The 23959-nt window shown below is 40.4% G+C and carries 20 protein-coding genes; 2 read left to right on the forward strand and 18 right to left on the reverse strand.

Going from position 1 to position 23959, the window contains the following annotated elements; all coding sequences use genetic code 11:
- Positions 1–377: 377 nt before the first annotated feature.
- Complete coding sequence (locus M1G05_RS04665) at positions 378–1283, forward strand: helix-turn-helix domain-containing protein (protein WP_049502386.1); 906 nt, start codon at positions 378–380, stop codon at positions 1281–1283.
- Between the two features lie 39 nt (positions 1284–1322).
- On the opposite strand, the gene M1G05_RS04670 is transcribed toward M1G05_RS04665, so the two are convergent.
- From M1G05_RS04670 to miaA, 5 genes are read right to left on the reverse strand one after another with little or no spacing between them, the layout of a single operon-like run.
- On the reverse strand, positions 1323–2078 hold the full coding sequence (locus tag M1G05_RS04670) for an SDR family NAD(P)-dependent oxidoreductase (RefSeq protein WP_247953211.1): 756 nt from the start codon (positions 2076–2078) through the stop codon (positions 1323–1325).
- A gap of 20 nt (positions 2079–2098) precedes the next feature.
- Positions 2099–3028, reverse strand: coding sequence for a ribonuclease Z (gene rnz, locus M1G05_RS04675; RefSeq protein WP_020903658.1), 930 nt, complete (start codon positions 3026–3028; stop codon positions 2099–2101).
- Between the two features lie 14 nt (positions 3029–3042).
- Entirely contained in the window at positions 3043–3666 is a 624-nt protein-coding gene (locus M1G05_RS04680; RefSeq protein WP_020903657.1) for a cystathionine beta-lyase, read from the reverse strand.
- Positions 3659–4897 (reverse strand): GTPase HflX, encoded by a 1239-nt coding sequence (hflX, locus tag M1G05_RS04685; protein ID WP_223340802.1) that lies wholly within the window; start codon positions 4895–4897, stop codon positions 3659–3661. The genes M1G05_RS04680 and hflX overlap by 8 nt, the downstream gene beginning before the upstream one ends.
- Positions 4890–5774: a tRNA (adenosine(37)-N6)-dimethylallyltransferase MiaA gene (gene miaA, locus M1G05_RS04690; RefSeq protein WP_223340804.1), complete on the reverse strand. Its 885-nt coding sequence runs from the start codon at positions 5772–5774 to the stop codon at positions 4890–4892. The genes hflX and miaA overlap by 8 nt, the downstream gene beginning before the upstream one ends.
- Before the next feature lie 120 nt (positions 5775–5894).
- Between miaA and M1G05_RS04695 the strand changes: the two genes are divergently transcribed.
- On the forward strand, positions 5895–6065 hold the full coding sequence (locus M1G05_RS04695) for a DUF3042 family protein (RefSeq protein ID WP_001051780.1): 171 nt from the start codon (positions 5895–5897) through the stop codon (positions 6063–6065).
- A 50-nt stretch (positions 6066–6115) separates the two neighbouring features.
- On the opposite strand, the gene M1G05_RS04700 is transcribed toward M1G05_RS04695, so the two are convergent.
- From M1G05_RS04700 to M1G05_RS04760, 13 genes are all read right to left on the reverse strand, one after another.
- The gene (locus M1G05_RS04700) at positions 6116–6955 is read right to left on the reverse strand and encodes a thymidylate synthase (protein ID WP_238096368.1); all 840 of its coding nucleotides are present in this window, start codon (positions 6953–6955) and stop codon (positions 6116–6118) included.
- Between the two features lie 97 nt (positions 6956–7052).
- Positions 7053–8012: an ROK family glucokinase gene (locus tag M1G05_RS04705; RefSeq protein WP_049493290.1), complete on the reverse strand. Its 960-nt coding sequence runs from the start codon at positions 8010–8012 to the stop codon at positions 7053–7055.
- A gap of 126 nt (positions 8013–8138) precedes the next feature.
- Positions 8139–9284 (reverse strand): Ltp family lipoprotein, encoded by a 1146-nt coding sequence (locus tag M1G05_RS04710; protein ID WP_125454740.1) that lies wholly within the window; start codon positions 9282–9284, stop codon positions 8139–8141.
- A gap of 49 nt (positions 9285–9333) precedes the next feature.
- Positions 9334–9951: an alpha/beta fold hydrolase gene (locus tag M1G05_RS04715; RefSeq protein WP_125454739.1), complete on the reverse strand. Its 618-nt coding sequence runs from the start codon at positions 9949–9951 to the stop codon at positions 9334–9336.
- Positions 9952–9960: 9 nt separating this feature from the next.
- On the reverse strand, positions 9961–11673 hold the full coding sequence (gene pabB, locus M1G05_RS04720) for an aminodeoxychorismate synthase component I (RefSeq protein WP_247953212.1): 1713 nt from the start codon (positions 11671–11673) through the stop codon (positions 9961–9963).
- Between the two features lie 72 nt (positions 11674–11745).
- The gene (locus M1G05_RS04725; protein ID WP_247953213.1) at positions 11746–17631 is read right to left on the reverse strand and encodes a ZmpA/ZmpB/ZmpC family metallo-endopeptidase; all 5886 of its coding nucleotides are present in this window, start codon (positions 17629–17631) and stop codon (positions 11746–11748) included.
- A 2-nt stretch (positions 17632–17633) separates the two neighbouring features.
- The gene (locus M1G05_RS04730) at positions 17634–18197 is read right to left on the reverse strand and encodes a TIGR01440 family protein (protein WP_247953214.1); all 564 of its coding nucleotides are present in this window, start codon (positions 18195–18197) and stop codon (positions 17634–17636) included.
- Positions 18198–18311: 114 nt separating this feature from the next.
- Positions 18312–20003: a cache domain-containing sensor histidine kinase gene (locus tag M1G05_RS04735; protein ID WP_247953215.1), complete on the reverse strand. Its 1692-nt coding sequence runs from the start codon at positions 20001–20003 to the stop codon at positions 18312–18314.
- On the reverse strand, positions 20000–20737 hold the full coding sequence (locus tag M1G05_RS04740; RefSeq protein WP_000222625.1) for a response regulator transcription factor: 738 nt from the start codon (positions 20735–20737) through the stop codon (positions 20000–20002). The genes M1G05_RS04735 and M1G05_RS04740 overlap by 4 nt, the downstream gene beginning before the upstream one ends.
- 70 nt (positions 20738–20807) lie before the next feature.
- Positions 20808–21920, reverse strand: a complete 1113-nt coding sequence (gene msrB / locus M1G05_RS04745; protein WP_247953216.1) for a peptide-methionine (R)-S-oxide reductase MsrB — start codon at positions 21918–21920, stop codon at positions 20808–20810.
- A 9-nt stretch (positions 21921–21929) separates the two neighbouring features.
- Positions 21930–22493: a redoxin family protein gene (locus tag M1G05_RS04750; RefSeq protein WP_247953217.1), complete on the reverse strand. Its 564-nt coding sequence runs from the start codon at positions 22491–22493 to the stop codon at positions 21930–21932.
- Between the two features lie 13 nt (positions 22494–22506).
- Positions 22507–23217: a cytochrome c biogenesis CcdA family protein gene (ccdA2, locus tag M1G05_RS04755; RefSeq protein ID WP_247953218.1), complete on the reverse strand. Its 711-nt coding sequence runs from the start codon at positions 23215–23217 to the stop codon at positions 22507–22509.
- Between the two features lie 165 nt (positions 23218–23382).
- The gene (locus M1G05_RS04760) at positions 23383–23931 is read right to left on the reverse strand and encodes a GNAT family N-acetyltransferase (RefSeq protein ID WP_247953219.1); all 549 of its coding nucleotides are present in this window, start codon (positions 23929–23931) and stop codon (positions 23383–23385) included.
- Between the last annotated feature and the right edge of the window lie 28 nt (positions 23932–23959).

Below are 23959 nucleotides of genomic sequence, written 5' to 3' on the forward strand. Positions count from 1 at the left end.
CCTTATATATTTCTATTTTGCTAAAAATTTATGATAACTATCTTGTAACTGTAAAAGTAAATATGATATTTTTCTAGTATCAATTCTTCAAATTTTTACCATTTCTTTTTCTCCTTTAATGACTGATAGAATAGGATTGAGTGGTAAGTCAATCCTTGTTATACTAGTATAACAAGCCGGCTTTATTAGCTATTCTTTCCCTTATCATACCATAATAGATATTTAAATTTTTCGCTATTTAAACTATAGTTTCAATCTTGTTCATAAAAATAAAAAATAGCATAGAATTCTAGTATTTTGTAACTATAGTTTTCTTTCTCCATTTTTTTCTCTAAATTTTTGTATAATAGTCTTAGAAGTATGTAAGGAGATTATTTATGGAAAATCTATACCCATTTGGAGCTACATTTAAGTACCTGCGCGAAGCACGAGGACTCAGCCTAAAGGAAGCCGCCTCAGATATCGTATCACCACAGTTCCTAAGTCAATTTGAAAAAGGAGAAAAAGGAATTTCACTTGAAAACTTTGCCAAACTTTTAATTGTTATCGGAGTTGAATGGAATGATTTTGTTCTCGCCTATGCAAATAAAGGTGGAGACTGCTTAGAATTACCTGCTATTGAATTTGGCAAGCATGTGGTCCATGAAGAAGATATCCTCACTTACATTGAAGAATACGAAAAATTATTTGATGTCTATCTAAAAGACAATCCACTTCAAGCAGAAATGATTTTTAAATCTATTAAATTAAGACATTATCCAACCATATCAAAGAGTCCAGAAACCATTGCCAGAATTCAAAACATTATCAAGCATTTAATGAAATCGGATGTCTTTAATAGTATCGAACTTGAAATTTATCGTGTTATCGTCAATCATTGCCCGATGGAACTCATTGACCATATGACCAAACAATTACTACTTATGTACAAAGAAAGTGCTAATACTGACACCTACATACGTATTTTAAATGCTCTTACTTTCTCTGCAAAATACTTCTCTGAATTGGGCTACTATCAAAAGGCTGATGATATTATTAAAAAAATTAAATCACTTCAGACCTTCGAACGAGGCTATCTAGCTATTCCCCTCATGTTTCTAGAAGTTGAACATGTTTACAATCAATTTAGATGGAATAAACCTGAGGCTATTCCTTTAGCGAAAAATCTATTTAATTATCTTCAAAGCGCAAAATTTATTGATCAGCAATACTACTCTAATTTTATCAATGCCTTCACCTATCACTGCCACGCATTAAATAAGACAGGTATTGATTTGTTCTAATCGTCAAAAAAGTTGCTCCATGTTAGGAACAACTTTTTTTTATTTATAATTAAAAATCTCCCCTGCCAGCTTATCAGCTAACTTGGGGAAGAGGGTATAAAACTTATGGGCTAGGTTCAACAACATCGGTAGATTGAGTTCGCGTTTGTTTTTACCTATAATCTTAACAATTTTTTTAGCCACTGCATCTGGTTCTAGCAGGAAGCGTTCAACCGACTTGAGATAGGTTCCATCTGGGTCGGCCTGGTCAAAAAATCCTGTGCGGATTGGTCCTGGATTGATCGTCGTTACATAAACACCGTAGGACATAAGTTCGAGGCGTAACGCATTTGAAAAACCAATGACCGCAAACTTGGTTGCTGAGTAAAGGCTGGACTTGCCAGTAGCGATCAGACCTGCCATGCTGACGATATTGATGATATGGCCTTTTCGGCTTTCCTTCATACGAGCAGCAAGGCGACGAGATAGATTCATCAAGGCAAAGGTATTGACCTCGAACATCTGGTGAATATCTTGGTCAGAAATCTGGTCAAATTCCTCGAAAATCCCGTAACCAGCGTTGTTAATCAAGACATCAATCTTGCCATAGCGGAGATAGAGGTCTGCTACCAGAGTTTCTAAGGATGAATCATCGGTAATGTCGATTTCAATCAATTCTGCATGGGGATGATTTCCGTAGAGTTGAGCTAATTTTTCCCTATCTCGACCAAGCAAGATGAGCTGGTCTTCTGGTAAAAGTTTGACCATTTCTTGAGCTAGACCACCGCTAGCTCCGGTAATGAGAATAGTAGGCATACTTATCCTTCCTCAATCTTTTAGATTTCCACTTCTTCCAAGTCTTTGACCACATGCACATTTTCAAAAATTGTGGCAGCGTCTTTCTTGAGCTTGCTGATATCTTTTGAGAGGAAACGGGCACTGATATGGTTGAGCAAGAGGCGTTTAGCACCTGCTTCTACCGCTACTTGTGCAGCTTGCATGTTAGTTGAATGACCATGATTACGAGCAATTTTTTCATCACCCTTGCCATAAGTGGACTCATGGACAAGGACATCGGCATTAACAGCCAGACGCACACTGGCATCCGTTTTTCGAGTGTCTCCTAAAATAGTAATAATTTTACCTGGACGTGGAGCTGAGATATAGTCTGCTGCCTTGATTTCAGTCCCATCTTCAAGAACAACGTTCTGACCATTCTTGATTTTCCCAAAAAGTGGGCCAAATGGGACACCAGCAGCCTTGAGCTTTTCAGCATCTAAGGTACCTTCTAGGTCCTTTTGCATAACACGATAGCCAACGCAGAAAATAGTGTGGTCCAACTCCTCTGCATACACTGTGAATTTATCGGTCTCAAGGATTTTTCCTAAAGAATCTTGGTCAAACTCATGAAAATGAATACGGTAAGGCAGGCGCGAACCTGACACACGAAGGCTGGTTAAGACAAAGGACTTGATCCCTTGAGGTCCATAGATTTCCAAATCCGTCTGCTCTTCATTAGCCTGAAAGGCTCGACTAGAAAGGAAACCTGGTAAGCCAAAAATGTGGTCTCCATGCAGGTGGGTGATAAAAATTTTGCTAACCTTACGCGGTCGAATTGTGGTTTCCAGAATGCGATTTTGCGTACCTTCTCCACAGTCAAAGAGCCAGACTTCGTTAATCTCGTCCAAAAGTTTCAGAGCGAGACTTGAAACGTTGCGGGCTTTAGAGGGCTGGCCAGCCCCCGTTCCTAAAAATTGAATATCCATTCGATACTTTCTAATTAATCAATATATAACATGGCTGTGCGGTTTTCCGATCGGAAATAGCGCTTGCCAGAAAAAGCTGTGGCTTCTTGTAATAACTCCTCTTGGCTGTAACCTTTAAGACGTTTACGACCATCAGTCAAGCTTTCCAAATCAGTCAAAGCCGTGAGACTCTCCATGCTAACAACTTCCTCATCTCCAACAGCCTTCATGTAAATCTTGCCAGACTCTTCAAAGACTAGTTGATGGGGAAAAATTTGTGCAATTTCAAAAAGCAAGTCATCCGAAATCTTCTCTTCATTCTCAGAGAAAATTCGACCCAGTCCCTCACTCTCATAACAAAAACCAAAGGATTTGCCCGATAGGTTCAGACGAATAAAGGGTTTGCTTTCTTCAGTGAAACTTGGCTCAGTATTGTAGAGGTTCAGTTCCTGACTAAGTTCTGAAAAATAATCCGTCGCTGCTTCAGGACTCTTTTTCTGATAGAGTTCTGCAAAGTAAGCATTGACCACGCTGGGAGGAGGAGTAATCAGTGCCAACTGCTCCTGCTCTGTTCTACCAGTTAGAAGTTGGTCCAGATAGACCTTATCCAGACTTGTATAGCCCCCATACTTTAGAGCTAAGGTTTTGATATCAGTCATAAAATTCTTCTAACCTCCATTTGTTTTTCTCGGAAATGTAGCCTCTAATCACTTCGCCGTCATCTTGATAATCACGTTCTTCAAGAATCGCAACACTTTCTAAATCATGAATCTTGTAGGACTTTGAAAAAGGCACGCGCAGAGTAAAGGACTCAAAAATATCCTTGATTTTCTCTAAAAACAAAGCCTGCAAATTCTCTCGACTATCCTCAGACTTGGCAGAAATGAGCGCATAGGGCGTTTGGGTCGGCGTAAAATCCTCCACCAAATCCGCTTTATTATAAAGGGTCAGGCGAGGAATATCTTCCATGTCCAGGTCTTTCATGATGGACAGGACTGTTTTTTCATGCTCCTCATGGTAAGGATTGCTGGCATCGATAACATGAACCAGAAGGTCCACATGCTTGCTTTCTTCCAAGGTTGACTTAAAACTGGACACCAACTCTGTCGGCAAATCTTGGATAAAGCCAACTGTATCTGTTAAAGTTACTTGGAGATTTCCCCCCAGATGGATACTCTTAGTCGTCGCATCTAGAGTCGCAAATAGCTCGTCAGCCTCATACTGGGTCTTACTGGTCAAGGTGTTCATGATAGTTGATTTCCCAGCATTGGTGTAACCAATCAAACCAATCTTAAAGGTGCTTGACTCCAAACGTTTTTCTCTGACAGTCGCCCGATTTTTCTCAACCACCTTGAGCTGGCGCTCGATATCCGTGATTTGATTGCGAACGCTACGACGGTTCAGCTCCAGCTGGCTTTCACCAGGTCCACGGGAACCAATTCCTCCTGCCTGACGGCTGAGCATAATCCCCTGACCAACCAAACGAGGCAAGAGGTATTTGAGCTGAGCTAGATGGACTTGGAGTTTCCCTTCATGACTTCGAGCCCGCATTGCAAAGATATCCAGAATCAACTGCATACGGTCAATGACCTTGACACCGAGAACTTCTTCTAAATTGACATTCTGCCGTGGTGTCAAACGATTGTTGACGATGACAGTGGTAATTTCTTCTGCATCCACCATGAGCGCAATTTCTTCTAACTTACCAGAGCCGACGAAGGTCTTGGAATCATATTTTTCACGTTTTTGTCTGTAACTATCTACAACGACTGCCCCAGCTGTCTTAGCTAGACTAGCCAATTCTTCCATAGAGAGATCAAAATTGTCCATGCCCTGCAATTCCACACCAATCAGCAGGACTCGCTCCTCTTTTTTTTCCGTATCAATCATCTAAAAACTCCTCTATCTGGCTTAAAATGCGGTCTTGCACACCAGCTTCTCCAATCTGATAAAAGGTGACCTGCATGCGGTTACGGAACCAGGTCAACTGGCGCTTGGCAAATCGGCGAGTCGCCTGCTTGAGACTCTCACTGGCTTCTTCCAAGGATTGCTCTCCACGGAAATACGGAAAGAGTTCCTTGTATCCAATACCTTTAGCAGCCTGCACATCAGGGTAATGGTCAAAAAGCCACTTGGCCTCATCCAAAAGTCCAGCCTCAAACATCAGATCCACTCGGTGGTTGATACGTTGATAAAGCTGACTACGCTCATCATCCAAGCAGATGATCAAAGGTTCATACAAGGTCTCTTGATTTTCCAAATCCTGACCAAAATGGGCAATCTCCAAGGCACGCATCGCACGACGACGATTAAACTGAGGAATCTCAAGGCCTGCTTGCTCCACAAGATGGGCTAATTCCTCATCTGTATAAGGATCCAAACTAGCTCGATAAGCTAAAATCTCCTCATGAGGAGTCTCCCCACCTAGATGGTAGCCTTCAAGCAAGCTCTGAATATAAAGTCCAGTCCCACCAGCGATAATGGCTAGCTTGCCACGGCTGTGAATATCCTCAATAGCCATCTTAGCTTCTGAAACAAAATCAAAAGCCGAGTAAGACTCGGTTACCTCTCTAACATCGATTAAATGATGGGGAACAGCTGCCTGTTCTTCTGGACTAGCCTTAGCCGTCCCAATATCTAGACCTCGGTAAACCTGCTGACTGTCGCCACTAACAACTTCCCCACCAAAGTGCTTGGCCACTTCAATGGCAAGGGCCGTTTTTCCAACAGCAGTTGGCCCAACGATCACAATTATTTTTGTTTTCATCTTTTTTCCTTGAAAAATTCCCATTTTTTCGTTACTATTATTATAACACAAAAAGGTCAGTCAGAAAAATGTGACCTCTTGAAGGGGCTGGCTGATTAAGAAGATAAAGGAGGAAGACTCATGGCTAAAGGATTCGCTAAAGGTCTTGTAACAGGTGTCGCAGGAACTGTCGCTGCCGTCGCAGGTGCAGTATACGCATTTAAAAAGAAAGTGATCGAACCAGAAGAGCAAAAAGCAGCTTTCATCGAAGAAAACCGTAAAAAAGCAGCTCGTCGCCGCGTATCACGTTAAGAAACAAAAGAAGTTGAGATTCATTGTCTCAACTTCTTTTTTCTATTCTTTTAAATAGCTAGGTCAAACTTCAACTGTGGCTTAACAGGGTCATAATCCACCAACTCAAAATCTTCTGCTTTGATATCAAAGAAATTGGTCCCATCTGGAACATTCAAGACCAAACGTGGTTGGCAATTTGACGGCTCACGACGAAGCAATTCCTGAGCTTGTTCAAATTGATTGTCATAGATATGGAGATTATTGATGAAGTAGAAGAACTTTCCAACCTTCCAGCCAAAATGTTTGGCAATCATCATTTGAAGAGCCACATACTGCATAGCGTTGATATGGTGGGCCACTAGCATGTCATTCGAACGCTGGGTCAAGGTCGTATCCAGATAGATTTCTCCATCTACACGGCGGACATCAAACATGGTCTGAAAGGCGCACGGAAGAAGGCCGTCTGTCTCATCAAAAGCTTGATAATCCCAGAGTGAGATGATATTGCGACGATTCCAAGGATTAGCTTCCAACTGTTTAAGGATCTTATTGATGATATCGTGTTTCTTAACGACCGCCCCATAGCGTTCACCAATGGTTCCCGTATCTCCCACTTCCCAGTCATTCCAGTAGTGAACATTGTACTTGCTATTCAGCACTTCTAAGCTATTAGACTGATCTTGGTAAATCCAGAGCACTTCCTTGATGGCGGATTTGATGGCAATAGGACGCAAGGTTGTGATGGGGAATTCCCCCTTTGCCAAGTCATACTCGGCAAATGCACCCGTTACATACTTGGAGTTGGCAACAGTCCCATCCTTATACTTGGGACGGGCCTGCTCAGAAAAGACACCGTCTTTGAGGATTCGTTCAATATTCTCTTTAAAAATCGTATCTGCTTTTGTCATTTACTCTCACCTCATTTATTTCCTAACTAGTATAGCATAAAAAAAGAAAGGAGGAAAATCACTCGCTTTAAAGTAGTGTTTTTCTCCTTTTATTATTTTATTGTAATACAAGTGATGCTGCTCCGATAACCCCAGCGTCATTTCCTAGAGTTGCAAGAGCTAATTTTGTTGATGTGCGTACTTGTGGGAAGGTATTTTCGTCATAAACTTTTTGAACACCTTGTAGAAGGAATTCTCCCGCAGCTGACACACCACCACCGATAACGATTGTTGATGGGTTTAGGATTGAACCAATGTTAGCACAAGCGATTCCCAAGTAACGTGAGAAGTTACGGTAAACGATCAAAGCAAGATCGTCTCCTTCTTTTGCCAAATCAAAGACAGTCTTAGCGGTTACTTCTTCTCCATTATCAATCAAGCGTTTCAAGGCTGCATCGCCTTCGTATTCATCGGCATAGCGACGAGTCAAGTTGACAATCCCTGTTGCTGAAGCAACTGTCTCAAGGCAACCTTTCTTACCGCAAGTACATGCGATTGGTTGATCAAAGTCAACAGTGATATGACCAAGCTCACCTGCTGCACCAGCAACACCGTGAAGCAATTTGCCTTCAGCGACGATACCGCCACCAACACCAGTACCGAGTGTCATAAATACAACATCTGGTTGGTTATCACCAGCACCCATCCAACGTTCACCAAGAGCTGCTACGTTGGCATCATTATCGATGAAGAATGGAATGCCCAAGGCTTTTTCAATTTTTTCTTTAATTGGTTGAAGAGTTTTCCAGTTGAGGTTGTAGGCACCGATAACAGTCCCTTTTTCACGGTCAACCACACCTGGTGATCCCATCCCAATTCCTTGGAAGTCCGCTGCTGCCAATCCAAGCAAGTCCAAACGATGCTGAATAGACTCAATCATATCATCTACAATGTGGCTTCCTTCATCCAAAATATTTGTCTTGATAGACCATTTTTCTTGGATTTCTCCCTCTTGAGTTAAAATTGCAAATTTGATAGAAGTTCCACCAAGGTCAATCCCAATAATCTTTTGACTCATCATATTCTCCTTTTTAATTATGAATTAATTGAAAATGCTTACAGTACTAGTATAACAAAATTCACTCATTTATGCAAAGGTTTGCGTAAATGAATTATAAGGAATTTTTTCGCCTAACAGTATCTGTTAATCATCTAAATGATCAATTGCATATTGAGCTTCCTCTTCTGTAAAGCCATCTATATAAGAGGTCAATTGATTGAAAAGACCAGATTTAGACATATTAAATAATTTTCTATAGTTCTTAGCATTAAATAAGGCATTATATTTATAATCGGCTTCTAAATGATCAATTGCATATTGAGCTTCATCATTTGAAAATTTATCGAAATCAGAAGTTAATTGACTATACATACGTTTTTTTGACATGTGGAATAACGAATTATAACTTTTTGCCTTTCCTAAAGCAGTCGAATATTCACTATTGCTATCATTACTAGAAGAAGCTGTATTTGCTTGACCTTCCTTCCAAACTCCATCAGCGCCAACATAATAACGTCCACCATCAACCCATTCATTGACAGCCATTTTACCATCTGATTTCAAATAGTAATTCCCTTGCCATGTGCTATAGGCATAAGAGCCATCTGATTTCAAATAATACCAAGCTTGATAAGAAGAGTCATGAATCCATTCGCTCTGGGCCATTTTACCATCTGATTTCAAATAGTAATTTCCTTGCCATGCACTATAAACATAAGATCCATCTGATTTTAGATAATACCAAGCTTGGTAAGTAGCATCATAAACCCATTCATTGACAGCCATTTTACCATCTGATTTCAAATAGTAATTTCCTTGCCATGTACTATAAGCATACGAACCATCTGATTTCAAGTAATACCAAGCTTGATAAGAATCATCATAAATCCATTCGCTCTGGGCCATTTTTCCGTCTGATTTCAGGTAATAGCTTCCCTGCCAAGCATTTTTCACTGGATTTCCATTTTCATCAAAGTAGTACCAAGCACCGTCCTGCTTAACCCAACCACTTGTTGTTGCTGAACTTGTATCAGTTTGAGTTGTAGTCTCTTGTTTTGCTTTGAAGGCACCCTTAGGGGCATTCTCCAATTCGCAAGCCACACCATCATGGTCGCGATCTAACTTGGCAGAATAACCAGGATCCCCCTCATGAAGATCCGAATAGCCATTAGCCCAGGCTTCCTTACAGCTAGAAAAATGGATGTTTTCTTCTGCTAACACAGGTTGTGAAAACAAGGCTAAAACTGGCAAGGTAGCCAGACTCATTTTTAAAAATAGACGTTTGTTCATTACTTTCTCCTATAGGAATGTTATCGATTTCAATATTATTTTATCAAACTTATTTCAGCAATTCAAGAAAACTTCTGGTTATTTCTGCAAACTCTTTTGGCTTAGCTCTATTCAGAATATGAGGACCTTCAGGGATAATCTGAAATTTGGATTCTGATATTAGTTTATGAAGACTTCTCATAGAACTAAGATTCGGTTTATCTTTGCTGCCACAAATTAGTAAGGTTGGATAAGGACAAGTTCTTGATATATCAGTTAAATCAAGTGTCTTCAATTCCTCAGAAACTCCGACCATAAGAGCTTTGTCTGCTCCCTGTTTTTCAAATACTCTTTTGGGAAGTAATTTAAATATCAGCAACTGAACATAAAATAGGATATTCCCTGCTAATTTTAGCGGGCATCCTGACAGAACCAAAGCTCGAAGATTTGATAAATCGTTACTAGATAGTTCTAATGCTAGGGCAGCACCTAAGGACAATCCAATCAAAATAAAAGGTTCTGTCTCTTGAGCTAGATGCTGATAAACTCGCTCTTTAGCTTGTTGATAGTTACTAACTCCAGAAGGAAATAACTCAATAGCCTCAGAAGGATAATCTGTCAGTAGATTCCGAACTTCTTTCCAACTCTCTGCTGACTGCCCTAATCCGTGTAAAAATATCAGTTTCATCTAGTTCTCCTAAAGGCTTAACTTATACAAGGCTCTCACTGCATTACAGCCGTAAATAGCTTCTGCTTGGACTAAATCTGCCAAGGTCAAGACTTTCTCTTCTATCTGTCCTGTTTCCAGCAAATGTTGACGGTAAATTCCTGGTAAGATTCCCAGTCGGATAGACGGTGTGTAGAGTTTCCCAGCGATTTTCAGAACCAAATTTCCAATAGAGGTTTCAAGCAATTCTCCTCTTTGATTATGGTAAATCTTCTCTTGTTCCCCTAGGCTCAAGTGAGGTCGGTAGCTTGTTTTGAAGTAGGTAAAGGCTTGTTGCAAATTAGCTTCTTGCAGACAAAGTTTGGCCTGACAAAAACTTGGACCAAGAGGTGTTAATACTTGACGACTGAGTTCTATCTCTCCAGACTTGCCGAGAGAAATTCGCAATCGATAGTCTTGGCGATAATCACAAGCTCGACACTCTTCTTCTATCTTTTGTTTCAAGTCTTCTGCATCAAAAGGAAAAGCAAAATACCGACTAGCTGTTCTCAGCCTTTCTATATGTTGATTCTCAAACAGCAAGCTCTTCTGACTGATTTTTCCAGTCGTAATCAGTTGGAAACGAGCTTGTTTACGATAGAGAACTGCCGCCTTTTGATGAACCTCTCGGTATTCAGATTCCCAAGTGCTATCCCATGTAATACCGCCACCTACTCCATAGATGGCTTTCCCTTGATACAGTTGAATAGTTCGGATAGCAACATTAAAAATCCGTCGTCCATTTGGAAGCAAGAGACCAATCGTTCCACAGTAGACTCCGCGTGGTTGTGGCTCCAAGTCCTTTATAATCTCCATTGTCGCAATTTTCGGAGCTCCCGTTATGGAACCACAAGGAAAAAGAGAACGGAAGATTTCAACAAGGTCAACATCCTCTCGCAACCGACTCTTGATAGTCGAAGTCATCTGCCAAACAGTTGAATACTGCTCCACTTGACACAAACGCTCCACATGCTCACTTCCCACTTCAGAAATACGGTTCATATCGTTGCGCAAGAGGTCCACAATCATCATATTTTCAGAGCGATTTTTGGGATCCTGTTCTAACCAACTAGCTTGGGCAAGGTCTTCTTGGTCAGTCATGGCACGCTGAGTCGTTCCCTTCATTGGTCGCGTTGTCAACTCGCGGCCATTTTGCTCAAAAAAGAGCTCTGGACTCATGGAAATCACTGCCATCTCATCATGTTCAACATAAGCATTGTAACCCGCCTCCTGCTCTACCACCATACGATTGTAGATGGCAAAAGGATTAGCACTTAAGTCTTGTTTTAGTTGTACGGTGTAGTTTACCTGGTAGGTGTCCCCCTGCCGCAAATGATGATGAATCTGGGCAATCGCCTTTTCATAGTCCTCTGCAGACGTTACTTCCTGCCAATTTGAAGGCAAATCAACCTCATCATAAGTCAGAGGAATAGGTGAAGTTTCTACGCTATCATGAACGGTAAAATATAGCAGGTACTCTGCCAGTAAAGGCGCTTTGTGAACTGCTAATTTCTCCTCAAAAGCAGGTGCAGCCTCGTAGCTGACATAGCCCACCACATAATAGCCTTGCTCTTGGTAGCTTTCCACTTGTGCCAGCAAATCTGCCACTTCTTCTACATCTCTCGTTTTTAACTCTTTAATCGGCTGGGTAAAGATGTATCTCTCCCCCAAAGCCCTAAAATCAATCACTGTTTTTCTATGCATATTTCAAGTATAGCATAAAAAGGCAGATCAAGAAAAACTTAATCTACCTTTTACTCATCTATTTAATACAATCTATGCTTTAAAAAGATTTCCTGAGAATCCGTCTGTATTCTTAAGAAGTGCTTTAAAGACTTTTGATTTAAGCTCTACAGTTTTAGCTGTTCCTCCACCTGCTAGATCAGCCTCAACCGCCTTATCAAATAAGACTTTTAGCTCAGCATAATTAGTAATTTGTTTACCATCAATTTCAATTGCAGTAAATCCTTTGTCAGCTTTTGCTTTCACTTCTTGATAATAAGTTTTTTTCCATTCTTCAAGAGTACTAAATCTGTTATTAGAAACTTTCTTGATAATGAAGTCATCACCTAACATCTTATTATTTTCTTTATTAGCTGCATCTTGATACTTACTAGAAGCATATCCAACAAATCCATTCTCATATCCGAAGTAACCCCACATACGGAATGTATTGTGTTTAAAGGATGCCGCACCAGGAGCACCTGTACTTGTATTTCCACCATAGATACCAGTCATCATGTTCATATTGACATAAGCAGACCCAAAGTCCGTTGGATTATAAGTACCATCACCAGGAGCACCATGTTTCGTCATTAGGTTATTAGTAATTAAATCATCAATAGTATTGATTGCTACTTTTTTCTCATCCTCTGTCAACTCACGAATTTTATCGAACTGATGGCCTGAATTTCCATTACGATATTGTCGATCCATTTTCTTGAACCAGCGACTCGTATTTCCATTTAACTGCGGTAATACAGCATCAGCCTCAAGATGATCTAACATCATAAGAGCATCATTGTAATTCTTCATATAGTGATCAATTTGTTCACGAGTCTGTAATTTTTCAGGATCTGGGTTATACCATTGATTTCCGTCATTTTGACGATGATAAGCCATATTAACCCCTAATGCTCCATATTCACCATTTGAAGTTGATTTATCAGGCGTTTGTAACATACCCTGCGCGTACGCTTCAAGATCTGTACCTTGACGATGTCCATGACCACCAAGATATGCCATACGGTCATTTACGTGAGTTGTTTCATGTGTAAATGCTGAAATACCAAAGTCCTCTAACATATTTGTTACCATGAAGAAAACTTGTTCATCTTCATATGGTTTTGCATAGACTTTAGCCATCGCTCCCATATTCCAATTAATTTGATGCCATCTATCTGTTGGACCAAATAACTCACGAATTGGTGTCGCTACCTTACCATCTGTACCATATCCACGACGATTAGCATCCTTAATACCCGCATAAGCTTGATTATCCCATACAGGTGTAGGAACCATATTTTGGCTCTTAAGCAGTCTATCTCGAACATTCGGAAGTGCAAGACGTGACCAGAAGTCTAAGTATGTTTGTTGTGCTTTAGCTACATAATTAATACGTTCTTTGAAAGCTTCACGTTCAGCTTCCGTATTTTTACCATATTTTTCAAATGAACTATAAGCCATAGTATTATAGGTTGAAATCATAAAGATATGTGCTTTCTTCAAGTTCAATAATGGTAAAATCATACGTGCATGCATATTATTATTCAGACCATCAAAGACACGATGACGTTTATTTTTAAAGTCTGGATTTGTTGTTTCAGGTTCTACAACATAAACATTTTTCGCTGAGTGAATAAACCAGTCGTTAAGATCTGTATCATTTGTGAAGAGACGCATATTATAATCTAAGAAACTACGTAAATCACCTTTACCAGTGTCTCCTGCAATAATTTCACGGTATGCATCTTGAGTTCTATCACCCTTTAAATTCTTTTCTTGCGAGCCAATTCGAATCAATCTGTCAATAACACTTGGTGTCTTACCATAGAAGTCTGGTTTAAACATCATCATATTCTTAATGTTCAAGTCACCATATTCAATTCCATAATAACGATTGAGGTAAGTAAGTGCCATCATAATTTTAGCTTTGTTATCTTCAACTTTTTTAATCAATGCACGTTTAGCTGCTTCGTCCGTATTTAATTGATGGTCTTCATTTTCAACTAAAGCTTTAACTAAAGCATCAAGATTATCTTTAACTTCTTTGAAGCTTTCCTCCATGTATAACATCTTAGGATTGTTATTAATCTTACGAACTTCATCTGAATCAAGTTCAACAGAAGCTAATTTAGCTTTGATATCATTAATCAAATTTGCACGATCTTTAACAACCATGTTTGGTGTATAGACAACATCACCTAATCCTTCAATACTATATTCACGAACTTGTTGAACCTTAGATTCTTTTTGTGTAATAGCCTTAATTTCTTTCGTCTTATCAGCGTAATGAATCATAATATGGTCAGCATCTGATAAATCGGTCACAAATTGTCCATCTTTCATACCTGTAACAGATAAAACTTCCGTATTTAGTAATTTAGAATTTGCAGGAATCTTATTACCTTGATTTACAATCCATTCTTTGTTGTAGAATGGTTGAAGTTTTTCAATATTACGGTAAGCAAGTTCACGAGATACGTCATAATCTTGAGTAGATTTGTAAGTATCTGCTTTTGTTGCCTTATGGTTTAACTTATCTACAAAATGTTCAGTTATTGTATATTCATGTGCAGTAATTCCCATTTTAGCAATTCTGGCATCGGCTTCTTCTTGGGAAATACCCTTCCAACGACTAGAGCGAGAATATGATTGTTTACCTTCACTTACACCATTAACGAATACATTATTATTTCGAACCCAGTTTGCACCAAAGTAATCATCATCCTCTGCATCACGAGAACCGTAAAGAATCTCACCACCATTCTTCACTTTCATCATAGTAACGTTGTTTTCAGCAAGTCCCCACGACCAGTTAGAATGAAGTAGTCCACCTGTTTCAAGAGGTTCTTTGACGTCAATTGTACCTTTTGCTACAGAATTTTTCAAACGGCCCCATGCGCTAACATCCATCGGATTGTCACCGTGATTTAATTTAGCAACAAGGCCACCAACTTTAGCTTTATTACCTTTAATATAGGCGTCGATATAAGAATTGTCTGTGTTACTTCTCCAGCTTTCACTAACAAGGCCACCAGACCACCATCCTGCATTACCTACACTTGTAATGTTACCAATAAAGGCTACATTACGCATGTTTGATTCATCAAGTTTATTGACCATACCAGTAACATCATTGTTACCTACAACATTACCTGTTACTTTAATGTTTTCAATCGTTGACTTTTTAAACATATCACCAAGCGGTGCTGTCTTATTAGCCCAAGGCATATTAATATTCACATTACCAAAGTTAATATCATGAATATGGGCATTTTCCACACGATTGAACAACGGACGAGCTAGGTTGTGAATGGTATAACGTTTATCTCCTTCACTATACAACTTACCTTTAAAGATGTTCGTCACGTATTGTTTATTCGGAGTCGGAACATTCACAGCATTCAAATCTGCACCAAGTTTAAACTCACCCGTTGGATTAGCTTGCATATCTTTTACAAGTTCATTGAAGTTGTAGTACACATTGCCTACTTTTGGTGATTGTTTTTCAAAATAATGAACATACTCTTCGCTAAATGTATCATCAGCTTTACGTTGAACTAAGTCTGGAGCTTTTGCTACAACTTTGTACAATGTTTTTCCATCAACAACAACTTCTTCAACAGAACTTACCGCAAGTCTTGTTGTTTTGTTATCATGAGTGGTTACACGCAAATATAAGGGAGCAACATCAGCTGGTTTTTCTGTAAGCAAACTAGTATCTGTTTCGTTTCCATCAGCGTCCACACTCATCAAGCTTGTTTCTTTGATGTTTTTGATTTCAACTTTTTTAAGGTCTAACTGAATTTCTTTATCTTCTAATGTTTCAGTTTCTTCGCCTTCGCCTCGATCATAGACCATCGTTGTGGATAATGTATAGCCTTGATAATATTTCAAGTTGTCTAAAGTAGCTTGTAATTTATTTTCTTCTACTGTCACTTCTTTAACAACTTGTCCAGTCTTATCTTTCAGAGCTACTTTAATCGATTTGATTTCTACTCCAGCTGGTTTATTCAATGTATAACTAGCTGTAGCGCTCTTCTTCAAGACATCTTTATCTGTGTTAGCCCATTCTAAGGTTGGTTTTCCTAAACCTTTTGTACCTTTTTTGATAATTTCATCTTGAGGTGCTTGGAGAACTGTTTCTTCTACTGTTGGAGCTTCATTTGTTTTTTCTCCACGAATCGTTTTATAGATTTCAGTAATTTGTTTCTTACCTTCTACACCTTTTTGAGCTACTTGTCTTGTTCCGCGTTTTAAAGTGTCATCTTCTTGTTCTTTGGTTTCAAAAGGAATGACTTCTTCTCTTGTTTCAACTACTGTTCCTTCAACTGGCTTTGTTCCTTTTTTAACGACTTTAGGAACAGCAGGAGTTTTTACTTCTGTAGTTGTAGAAAGGACTTTGTCTGTTTCCACACCTTCCACTGTTTCGTAAGTTGTTTTGGTAACTTGAACTCCTTTAGAACCTTCGCGTTCAACAACTTCTTCATCTACATATTTTGTATCGTCTGGAACTACTTCTGTTGTGAAATCTAATTCACTTTCGGTAGACTTCTCAACTGTACCTGTTGTTACTTTATATTCTGGGTTTACTTCTTGTACTGGTGCTTGACCTTCTTGACCAGGTTCTTGAGTTCCCTTTGTTGAAACTGGTTCTTTATATCCAGGAAGTTCTGGCTGTACTAAAGCTTGGCCTTGCTTCTCGCCTTCTTTTACTTCTTGAACACCTTTGGCTTCATGATACTCTGGTAGTTCTGGTTGCGTCAGAGCTTGTCCTACCTTACCTTCTTCTTGAGTTCCTTTTACTTCAACTGGAGCCTCTGGCAATTCAGGTTGTGTTAAGGCTTGGCCAGTTTTACCTTCCTCTTGCGTCCCTTTAGCTACCTGATGCGTTGGTTCAGCTTGTGGTACTGGAGTTGGAGCAGGTTGCACCTCTTTCTTCGTTCCGACTGCAATGACTTGCGACACAGGATTTTGGACTACTTGGTCTTCGATGACTTCTCTAACTTCTTGACCGTTGACCATTGAAACTTTGCTTACAAGGCGACGCTGACCCTTTACTCCAGCTGTGACGATATGAGTCTGTCCTTCTGCTAGATTCGCATCTGGGCTTGTGATTGTTTCAAAAGGAATCTCCACCAAGCTCTCTTCCTGTATTGTCTGAGGCTTCTCAGAAACTGGTTTTTCTTCAATAGCAGGAGCAACTGGAGTCTCTACTACTGGATTCTCAACGATAGTTTCTGGAGCAACAGCAGGTCTTTCTTGAACGACTTCTGTTCTCTCGATTTCATTTGCATTTTGCTTTTCTACTGGAAACTGAGGCTGTTCTGCTGAATCTGGTCTTAATGGATGGAGTTCTGCTTCCTTGAAGTAGCCAATGTATTCATAGCCATCAATGTGGATAATCCCTTCAGCCAAGCCTTCATGTGTAGAGGCTGAAATAGTTTGGTTATAAGAAAGCAATTCTTTATTTTCAAATGCGAATGTCCCATAAGGTACAAAGGTACTGGCTCCTAAAGAACCAATCAATAGAACACCTAGAACTTCTCTACGACCTTTTTTAGACACCAAAAAGACTGCTAGAGAAGCTGTTGCCAAGCCAAGACCTGCTAGAGCGACTTCCTTGCTTCCTGTGTAAGGAAGTTGTTGACTGGTAGTTGCCTTCTTACGATAAACTACATAAAGAATATCATCATCTTGAAATTCTGCAGGAACCTCATGATGAATCAGGGCTTTTTCAGAATCGGTCAATTCCTGCTCCGCCAAATAACGGTAATGAACACTATGAGCACCACCAACTTCATTGGCCTGAACCTTATCTACTGAAAGGGCACTTGCACCAAAAAGGAAGGCCCCAATGGCTACAGGACCTACCCCAACAGTTAGCTTACGAATGGAATATTTAGTGATTTTTTCTAGTTGTTGTTTTGTTTTTCTCATTCTCATGACTTTCTGATAGAATCTTGTGGATAATGCGCACGCGCACCTCCAATTAATTTTGGACGGCTAGCAAGAGCCGTTACATGGGCATGCCCAATTTCTCTCAAAAGAGGGCGAATCGGAACCTGAACATGCTTGACATGCATACCAATTGCAGTGTCTCCGATATCCAATCCAGCATGAGCCTTGATAAATTCAACCTCAACTGGATCTTGCATAAACTTGAAGGCTGCCAACTGACCTGAACCTCCTGCATGGAGAGTAGGAAGGACACTGACGATTTCCAGACCAAACTGCTCTGCCAACTGACGTTCAACGACGAGGGCCCGATTGACATGTTCACAACCTTGAACAGCTAGATGAATTCCTTTTTCCTCTAGGATATCTAGGATGGTCTTCACAATGATTTCCCCAATTTCTTGACTGGATTCCTTGCCAATCTGACCACCTATCACTTCACTAGAAGAAAGGCCCAAAACAAAGATAGATCCTTGCTTCAAATTGGCCTTTTCTAATACATCTTTTACAATCTGGCTTGTGTCTCTTTGAATGTCTTTTTCCTTCATACTTGATACCTCTTTTGTCATTATCTATCATATCGTTTTTTCTACGTTTTAGCAAGATAGACAACCTAGAATGCTTGCCCAATTACGCATAAAACTCCCAGAATTGACTGGGAGTTAGCTAGTTTCTATTCTATTTATGTATATTTCAACTGTCGTCCCTTTTGAGGGAATAGAATCAATCTTCATTTGGTAATCTTCTCCAAAGTGAAGTTTGAGCCGTTGATCAACATTTTGAAGACCAACTCCCCCACGTTTGAGTTGACTTTGACTACTATCGCCAGTAGCTTGGAAACCAACGCCATCATCCTCAATGCGGATGACCAATCCTGAATCCTGTTTCTGGACAGAGACTCTAATATGACCCTGACCTTCTTTCTCCTTGATGCCATGGTAAAGAGCATTTTCTACTAGAGGTTGCAACACCAGCTTGGGCAAGACTAGATTATCAAAGGCAGGATTTTCATTAATTTCGTATTCCAGTTTATCTCCATAGCGTTGTTTCTGGATAAAGAGATACTGGCGGACATGGTTGATTTCGTCATACAGGCAAATCAAATCCTTGCCTTGATTGAGCGCCAAGCGGAAGTAGGTAGCCAAGGACTTGGTCACTTGAACCACTCTCTGACTGTCCTGAAATTCTGCCATCCAGATGATGGTGTCCAAGGTATTATAGAGGAAATGCGGATTAATCTGGCTCGACAAGGCTTGAAGTTCATACTGACGGGTTGTTTCTTCCTGCCTGCGAATAGCTGCCATCAACTGATCAATCTGATCCAACATAGCATTGAACTGGCGAGTCACTTCTCTCAGTTCATGGGCACCAGTTTCCTTGGCACGAAGATTCTGATTACCAGAAGCAATCTCCAGCATAGTTTCTCTCAAATCCTTCAAGGGAGCAATCCAACGTTTGAGACTGAACCACACCAAGCAGAGACAGGCAAGAAGAGATGTGACACTAGCCCCAAGCAAGGTCCACATGAGTTGACTCCGAACCTGATCTAACTTCTCCAACGAAGACACACCCAGAACCGTCCAATCAGTTCCAGCAATCTTTTCTTGACTGACATAGGATTGGTGGTCTGGAGTATAACCCTGCCCTGTCTCAATATAGGGGTTCATGGCCTCCATTTCGCTAGACGAACTATAAACTGTATGTTGAGGATGATAAACAAATTCATGGTTTTCATTGATGATAAAGGCAAAGCCCTGCTGACCCAACTGAAGTTGGTTAAGATAGGCTTCCAGAGTTTCATAAGAAATATCCAAACGAAGCACACCCAGATTAGCTCCCTTTGCATCAACAAGTTCCTGAGTGACAGAAATGACCCACTGGCTATCTGATTTACGAGCTGGTGTCAAAACTGGCATGGCTCCCTGATGAATGGCCTTTTGGTACCAATCCTCAGCCATCATATCAGAAGAAGTTTTCATCTGCACACTGTCATCTGTAGAAATGAGCTGACCAGACTTGGTTACCAGCACAACAGCTTTCAAGTCCTGGTCTGCCTTTAAGATAGTCAAAAATAGATCTCGGATTCCCTTGACCTTGTCTTGACTGGGATTCTCAGCATAGGCTAGGACATCCGTCTGCTGGGTCAAACTGGTCGAGGTGGTTTCTAATTTTTTGATATAAGACTGGATAAAGTGGCTAGTCTGACTGATAGTCGTTTGACTATTGCCCTCAATGCTAGCCTCAATGGCTGAAGAACTAGATTGATAGTAGAAAGTCCCAACCAGAGCTAGGAGAATGAGAAAGACCAGAAAGATGGAAATAACCATTCTGACTAAGAGAGAAGAACGTTTCATCGACCTTCCCCCTTCTTAAACTGACGAGGTGTCACACCCGCAATCTGTTTAAAGCGTTGGGTAAAATAGTTCATATCTTCAAAACCAACTTTCTCTGCGATCTCATAAATCTTTAAATCCGTTGTCAGAAGCAAGAGTTTGGCTTGTTTGACACGTTCTCGCACCAAATAATCCTGAAAAGGCAGGCCCAACTCTTTCTTAATCAAAGAACTCAGATAAGTCGGACTAAAGCCTAAGTCATTTGCTAAAGACTTTAAACTAAACTGGCTATCAGCCAGATGGGACTGGATTTTCTGGGCCATATTTCCCTCAAACTTATCAGTCAATAGATCTTGTAACTGCTCTTCTTTCTCTTCTTTGTCCAACTTTTGCTTGATTTTCCCCAGCATTTCCTCGATATCCTGACGAGAAAAGGGCTTGAGTAGGTAATCATCCACACCTAGTTTGACAGCAGACAAAGCATAATCAAAATCATCGTAACCTGTTAAAAAGACCAAATGCACCTGAGGATAGGTTTCTCGGACCAGACTGGCCAACTGGATGCCATTCAGCTGAGGCATGTTGATATCGGTTAAAATAATATCTGGCACCTGCTTTTGTATCAATTCCCAAGCCTGCCTTCCATTTTCAGCTTGACCGATGATTTCCATATCGTAGGCTGCTACATTGACCAGCTTGGTCAATCCTTGTCTTACCAGATATTCATCTTCTACGATTAAGATTGTATAGGTCATGCTTCTCTCCTTTGTCACTTACTAGTATCAGTATAGCAAAATTCTCCTCTAACTGCTTAGGAAAGCCCTCTTAATCAACGTAATCTAGTAAATAAGCGTAGCCTTTTTCTTCCATTTGGTCTTTGGGAATGAAGCGAATAGAGAGACTATTGATACAGTAGCGCAAGCCACCCTTGTCCTGTGGTCCATCCGTAAAGACATGGCCAAGGTGAGAATCTCCGACTCGGCTTCTCACTTCCATGCGTGTCATATTGTAAGATTTATCTTCCTTGTAGGTAGCAACATCTGGACTGATTGGCTGGGTGAAACTAGGCCAGCCGCAACCAGACTCGAACTTGTCCTTTGATGAAAAGAGAGGTTCGCCAGTTGCCACATCTACATAGATACCAGATTCAAATTTATCCCAGTAACGGTTTGAGAAAGCACGTTCTGTTTGATTTTTCTGGGTAACTGCATACTCCTCAGGTGACAGGGTCTTTTTCAATTCCTCATCGCTTGGTTTGGGATATTTGCTGGCATCGATGACGGGATAGGCAGCCTGATTGACATTGATATGACAGTAGCCATTTGGATTTTTCTTGAGGTAGTCTTGGTGATAGTCCTCAGCCACCACAAAATTCTTCAAGGTTTCCTTTTCAACTGCTAGAGGTTGGTCGTATTTCTTAGCCACCTCATCAAAGACTTGGTTAATCACCTCTAAATCTTTGTCATCTGTGTAATAAACACCAGTACGGTACTGGGTACCCACATCATTTCCTTGTTTATTTTTGCTGGTTGGATTAATGATGCGGAAGTAATGAAGCAGGATTTCCTTGAGGGAAATTTGCTTGGCATCATAGGTGACATGTACAGTCTCCGCATGACCTGTTTGGTTAATCAATTCGTACTTGGTTGTTTCCCCTCTACCGTTTGCATAGCCTGAAACAGCATCTGTCACTCCGGGCACGCGTGAGAAGTATTCCTCAACTCCCCAGAAACATCCCCCAGCTAGATAAATTTCGTGCAAGTCTGCCTCTTTACTCACTTCTGTTTTTTTCACTGTTTTTCCTCCTTGGCTAACTGACGCTTTCTCAATTTGCGAGGTATCTGTCTGCCCTGCATTTCGCATCAATAGAAAATAGAAACCGGTTATGGCTAGGAAAAAAATCCCTGCCAAGACAAACAATTTTACTTTATCATTCATGACCTTTCTCTACCCCATTTCTTTCAATGTCTTTAAAATCATATCCTTATCCATAAAACCTGGTTGCGTTTTGACCAGCTTGCCTTCCTTGTCTATAAAGGCTTGAGTTGGGTAAGAACGGACACCATAACTTTCCAAAAGTTTGCCTGATGGATCAATTAGAACTGGGAAATTTTTATAATCCAAGCCCTTGTACCAGTTCTTAAAGTCAGCTTCTGCTTGTTCCCCCTTATGTCCAGGAGAGACCACTGTCAAAACTACATAGTCGTCTCCAGCATCCTTAGCAATTTCATCCGTATCTGGAAGACTAGCCAGACAGATAGAACACCAAGAAGCCCAGAATTTGAGATAAACTTTCTTGCCCTTGTAATCAGACAAGCGGTAGGTCTTTCCATCTACACCTGTCAGTTCAAAATCAGCGACTGCTTGACCTTTAGTGGCAGTTTGCGAACTGACTTGTTCTGTTTTTGTTTGCTCCTTCATAGTAGATTGGTCTGACATATTTTTAGCTGAACAGGCTGCCAAGCAACAGATTGAGCCTACTCCAAGGAGACATGTTTGCCATTTTTTCATTTCTTTTTCCTCTCTATTCAAATAATGTAGTCAAAATGGAAGCATTCCCCAAAAGCACCAAGATTCCCATCACGATAATGAGGAAACCGCCCACTTTTTTGAGGGTTCCGAGATAAGGATGGAGTTTTCGGAAATGTTTCAAAACATAGCTGGAGGCGAGAGCTAGAACCAAAAATGGTAGTGCCAAGCCCAGCGTGTAAACCAACATGAGACCAGCTCCCTGCCAAGCTCCTGAACCACCTGAAGCCGCCAAGGCTAAAACAGAACCCAGAACCGGCCCCACACATGGCGTCCAAGCAAAACTAAAGGTTAACCCCAGTAAAAATGCCCGACTATAGCCGTTCCCCTTTTGCACCTGTCTCTTTAATTGTAGCCTTCTTTCCTTGTAAAGCCCCTGCAAATGTAAGATTTCCATCTGGTGCAAGCCCAAGAGAATGATAACAGCACCCGTCACATACTGAAACCAAGATGCATACAATAAATTTCCTAAAAAACCAGCTCCATAGCCTAGTAAGATAAAAACAAAGGAAATCCCCACTATAAAGGCTAGAGTTCGTAATAAACTAACAAGTGAGATTGAATATTTTCCACTAGAAGCCTGAGAACCATCTTTTTCATCCAACAAGACCCCTGCATAAACCGGTAACAAGGGTAAAATACAAGGAGAAAAGAAGGAAAGAATTCCAGCAAGAAAAACACTGATAAAAAAGATTATATTATCCATTGCCTTCCTCCATTCTTTGATTTGATAGGACTATTATAGCCCCAAAACTCCAGAAAAAACAGGGACAATGATAGGGAAAAATAGGGATTTAATCAGGTTATGTAAAAAAGTTGCAAAAAAAGCCAGACAAAGTCTGACTTTGATGGAAACTGAAAAGAAATTTCACTAGTCTTCCCTACTTATCTGATAATAAATTAGGTCCGCCAGATAGCCTTTTCTCTCTACACCATTGACAATTGTTTTTAAATAGGACATTCCAGCCTTCTCCATGACACGACCTGAAGCTGGATTGAGACTAGCATATCGTGCTCTAACATTTTGAAAACCTGCTTGAGTAAAACAAAAGTCCAAGACAGCTTTCAAAGCCTCCGTCATCATACCACGACCCCAATAGTTTTTTCCTAAAACATAGCCAATTTCACAAGAAGAATCATTCTCATCCATTTCAACGATGCTAATATCTCCTATCACTTGCTCAGGTTTTTCTTTGAGGCAAATGGCCCATTTATAATAGTTGGGATTATCATAGGAAGTAACCCAGTTACGAATCGAATTTCGAGTCACCTCGACATCAGGATGAGGATCCCAGGTGACATAGGTCAGATTTTCAGCGGACGAAGCCCAATTCTGAAACATGGCTTCTGCATCACTTTCCAAAAATCTTCGCAAGATTAAACGATCTGTCTGTAATATTTCCGTACCGATAGCTTTCATGTCGCTACCTCGCTTTCTAATAGATGAT

The organism is Streptococcus mitis, from assembly GCF_023109515.1.
Lineage (GTDB): Bacteria > Bacillota > Bacilli > Lactobacillales > Streptococcaceae > Streptococcus > Streptococcus mitis_CS.